This window comes from Acidimicrobiales bacterium (assembly GCA_036491125.1).
In the GTDB taxonomy this organism is placed as follows: domain Bacteria; phylum Actinomycetota; class Acidimicrobiia; order Acidimicrobiales; family AC-9; genus AC-9.
Window position 1 is genome coordinate 1 of the sequence record DASXCO010000197.1, and the last position, 3946, is coordinate 3946.

Here is a 3946-nt window from a genome sequence, read left to right on the forward strand (position 1 = left end):
AAGCGAACGTTTATGACGCTGTCGCCGCACTCGGTGGGCGCACCTTCGACGTCGTCTATACTGGCGTTGGCGCGCTCGGATGGCTGCCTGACGTGGCCCGGTGGGCGGAAGTGGTGCACGCCCTGCTCGAGCCTGGGGGCGCGTTGTACCTCGTCGAGCTCCACCCTATGTGGGTCGCCCTGGTCGAGGACGGCTCCACCATCACCCAGGACGCCATTGGCGCCGCATACACCCGTTGGGACGAGCCCAACCGAGTGAGCTACGCCGATGCCAACCGACCGCTGTCGGCCGTGTCGAGCTTCGAGCGCCTCCATGCGATCTCCGCGGTCCTGACAGCAGTGCTCGACGCCGGCATGAGCATCGAACTGTTCCATGAATTCGACGTCACGCCAGCGCCAACGCCATGGCTCGAGCTCGGCAAGGATCGCCTGTATAGGTTCCCACCGGGAAGGCTGCGGTTCCCCCTCACCTACTCGCTCCGAGCCCGGCGTCCGCAGAGGTAGCGAGGCAGCCCAGCCGGCCGTAGTGGCTTCGGGCGAATCGTTCTCCTGGGGACACCGCTACCTGCATCTCCTGGCCGCGACCCTCCGCTCACTGCCGCACGAACACTGGCGCCCGTAACATGATGCAATGCCTCGCACAGACGCCGCGTCTCGGGTGATCGCCGCCCCGGATGAGGAGGTCTATGCCGCCCTCGTCGATCCGGAGGCGCTTGTGGCATGGCTGCCTCCCGGAGGTATGACCGGCACGTTCGAACGATTCGATCCCCGTCCCGGCGGGTCGTATCGAATGGTGTTGACTTATCCCGATGGCTCTGTTTCACCGGGCAAGGCCACCGCGGAGACAGATATCGTCGAGGCTCGCTTCGTCGACCTCGTCCCCAACGTGCGCGTCGTGCAGGCGGTGGACTTCGTCTCTGACGATCCCGCCTACGCCGGCACGATGACAATGACATGGGAGGTCACCCCCGTCGACGGAGGAACTCGCGTCGACATCACCGCCGACAACGTCCCCGATGGAATCTCCGCGGAGGATCACGCCGCAGGCATGGTCTCCTCCCTGGCGAAGCTCGCTGAGTACCTCGAGGGATAGCAAACACCGCAGCCAACCAGGCCGCTAGGCCGGCGTTCTGCGCGCCACGGCGCGCGGGCGGTGTTCGCCGTGAGGCATCGCGGTGCTACGCCCTCCTCTGAGCGAGGCGTGTCGAGATGAGATATCTCCTCGTTGCGCGGTCGCCCATGCGATCGCGGATGCGCTGTTCGATCGCCGAGAGGAGCGGCTCGCGGACGTCGTCGTTGAGACTGCCGTAGAGGGAGGTCGTCCGCAAGAGCTCGACGTAGCCGTGGGCGTCGAAATGCTGGACTTGGGGGAACCAGCGGAGCAGCGGGGGCTCGAACAGATCCCCCGTCTCGGACGCGTCGGGTGCTCGGCCGATGACTCGCTCCACGTCGGCGATGCTGGCCGAGGCGGCCTCCGCGGCAGCGATGACCTCCCGCGCCGTGGGCGGGTGGCCCCAGCTCGGGTGCCCGGAAGCGTGGGCCTCGTGGAGGTCAGCCGTCTCGGCGTAAACCTCCGGCTCGCCGGGTTTTTGGACGACGATGTGGCCGATGAGTACGAGCCAGCCCAATGGTTTGAGGATGTCGTGGGCCTTCTGCCATCGAGCCGCGGGTTCGAGCCAGTGCCACGACGACGCCGCGACGACGGCATCAAGACTCCTCGCGCGTGCGTTCCAGTCCTCGAACCGTGTTGTGACGAGCGTGACGTTGGAGACCGCCGCGACCCTGCGACGGAGGAGTTCGACGAGAGCGGTTCCCGGCTCGACAGCGACGACGTTGGTGCCTAGCTGGGCGAGCTTCGTAGTGGCCTGACCTGTGCCCGGCCCGATCTCCACGACGGTCGATCCGCGACCCAGCCCGGTGATCGCCGCGATCTCGTCAAACACCTCAGCAGGAAACTCCGGTCGGCGCACTTCGTAGGTGTGGGCGACCGTGTCGAATACGCCACGCCCGGTTGTCCACTCCCGCGCCACTCATCCATACTGCCAGCGGGTTGTGGGCGAGTCGCAACCTTCGCCGCCTTCGTAGCGGCTATGGGGCCTCCTATTGACAGGCGTCAATCAATAATCCAGGCTCTTATCGACGGATTTCAATGTACCAGGAGGCGTGATGTCCAGGGTTCAGCTGGCCCTCAATGTGTCGGACCTCGATGCCGCGGTCGACTTCTACACCAAGATCTTCGGTACCGAACCGGCCAAGCTTCGGCCCTTCTACGCCAACTTCCCCGTCGCCGAGCCCTCCCCAGCGGCGCGCTATGCGGCCCGCCCGGACCTGGCGACTCAGGCCCCGACCCCCAGCTGATCTTGCCGCCACAGCTCTTCCGGCGGGTCCTGGCCGAGTTCCTCGGCACCGGGTTCCTCGTGGCCGCGGTGGTGGGCTCGGGAATTGCCGCAGCGCGCCTGTCACCCCACGACACGGGACTGCAGCTCTTCGAGAACGCGGCCGCCACGGCCGCCGCCCTCATCGCCATCATCCTCGCCGTGGGTCCCGTGTCGGGGGCCCATCTCAACCCGGTGGTCACCCTGGCCGACCGATTCTTCGGAGGCGTCTCGAACCGGGAGGCGGCCGGCTACATCGGGGCCCAGTTCACCGGGGGCGCTGCTGGAGCGGTCGTGGCGAACCTCATGTTCTCGCTGCCAGCCTTCGAGCTGTCCACCAAGGTGCGGAGCGGGCACGGGCTGTGGCTGGGCGAGGTGGTGGCCACCCTCGGCCTGCTGGTCGTCATCTTCGGCGTGGTCCGCTCCGGGCGCGGGTCCGTAGCCCCGTTCGCCGTGGGTGCGTACATCGGAGGCGCTTACTTCTTCACCTCGTCCACCAGCTTTGCCAATCCGGCGGTGACCGTGGCGCGGATGCTGTCCAACACCTTCGCCGGCATCGCGCCGTCATCGGCTCCTGCCTTCATCATTGCCCAACTGGTGGGGGCGGCTCTGGCCGTCGTCGTGATCCGAGTCCTGTACCCGTCGGTCGCCGAGGTGGCCCGTGACCTCATCGTTCCTCACCCAGACCACGCCACGGACACGGAGACTCGAGTCGACGGCGCTGGACCGCGCCCAGCGATGCCGCCGGAGACTCGGTCTAGGTGACGCAAGCTCAGTCGTGGACGCCCTCGCCGGTCAGGCGGTCAGGAGTTGCCTCGATCGACGCCCCAACTGGGTCAATCAGGTAGCGCGGTCACGGGCGAGCGAGTCGCGGCGCAGCTCTAGAGGACACGGAGTACCTCCGGGTCGCCACGCTCCCGGCGGGCAAAGCTCCTTAGGACAGCGACGTCACCCGAGCGCTCTCTGGCCAGCTCCAGGAACACGGCAAAGGCGGCAGACGCCGCCTCGTCTGGAACCTCGACCTCCATGCCAGCGCTGACCGCGAGGTCGTCAGCATGCACGACTAGCTCGACCACCCGGGTGCGTAGATAATCAGCGAGTGGAGTGGCTCCGCCTGCGATCCGCCAAACGGGCACGAGCCTGGTCATTGGCTCGGCGCTGAGTGTGCATCGAAGGCGATCGATCAGCTCCTCGAACCGGCCCGCCAAGTCAGCAGGGCCTCGTCCGGCACGCTTCTCCGCGTCGGCGCGCAACCCAGCATGGAAGCCGTCTTCGACCTGGTCGCGGTTATCGACGCGATTGAGGCCGTAGAACTCAGGGATGCCAACCCGGACCCGTGGCGAATCGGGTTCCGGTCGCTGTAGCGCCGACTCGAAGAGACGAATAGCCGAGTAGAGATGGGCCACCAGGCCGCCCACCGTGAAGCCCTCAACAGCACTGTGGGCCTCCCAGCGGTCAGCGACAGGGGCGGAGCCCACTACTCCGACTGTCATCTCCGAAGCGGCGAAGAAGGCCGGGACCGGGACCGAAAGGGCGCTCATGGAGCCAGCCTCCCCCAATCGACCGGTGACA

Annotated in this window: 6 protein-coding genes; 4 read left to right on the forward strand and 2 right to left on the reverse strand. The window is 66.8% G+C overall.

What is annotated here, in order from left to right; all coding sequences use genetic code 11:
• Both VGF64_15865 and VGF64_15870 read left to right on the forward strand, forming a co-directional pair.
• Positions 1-503, forward strand: a 503-nt coding sequence (locus tag VGF64_15865) for a hypothetical protein (protein ID HEY1636235.1), incomplete at its 5' end; no start/stop codon positions are given.
• Between the two features lie 127 nt (positions 504-630).
• Positions 631-1092, forward strand: coding sequence for an SRPBCC family protein (locus VGF64_15870; protein HEY1636236.1), 462 nt, complete (start codon positions 631-633; stop codon positions 1090-1092).
• Positions 1093-1177: 85 nt separating this feature from the next.
• Here VGF64_15870 and VGF64_15875 read toward each other — a convergent pair whose 3' ends face one another.
• Positions 1178-2029 (reverse strand): methyltransferase domain-containing protein, encoded by an 852-nt coding sequence (locus VGF64_15875; protein HEY1636237.1) that lies wholly within the window; start codon positions 2027-2029, stop codon positions 1178-1180.
• Between the two features lie 136 nt (positions 2030-2165).
• On the opposite strand from VGF64_15875, the gene VGF64_15880 reads away from it, so the two are divergent.
• Positions 2166-2357 (forward strand): VOC family protein, encoded by a 192-nt coding sequence (locus tag VGF64_15880; GenBank protein HEY1636238.1) that lies wholly within the window; start codon positions 2166-2168, stop codon positions 2355-2357.
• Positions 2358-2359: 2 nt separating this feature from the next.
• Positions 2360-3139 (forward strand): MIP/aquaporin family protein, encoded by a 780-nt coding sequence (locus VGF64_15885; GenBank protein HEY1636239.1) that lies wholly within the window; start codon positions 2360-2362, stop codon positions 3137-3139.
• Positions 3140-3255: 116 nt separating this feature from the next.
• Here the strand turns inward: VGF64_15885 and VGF64_15890 are convergent.
• The coding region (locus VGF64_15890) for a maleylpyruvate isomerase N-terminal domain-containing protein (GenBank protein ID HEY1636240.1) at positions 3256-3946 on the reverse strand (691 nt) is incomplete at its 5' end.

What these genes read in the sequence shown, in the direction of transcription:
- VGF64_15870 (HEY1636236.1), top strand. Translation starts at nt 631, where the DNA reads ATGCCTCGCACAGACGCCGCGTCTCGGGTGATCGCCGCCCCGGATGAG.
- VGF64_15880 (HEY1636238.1), top strand. Translation starts at nt 2,166, where the DNA reads ATGTCCAGGGTTCAGCTGGCCCTCAATGTGTCGGACCTCGATGCCGCG.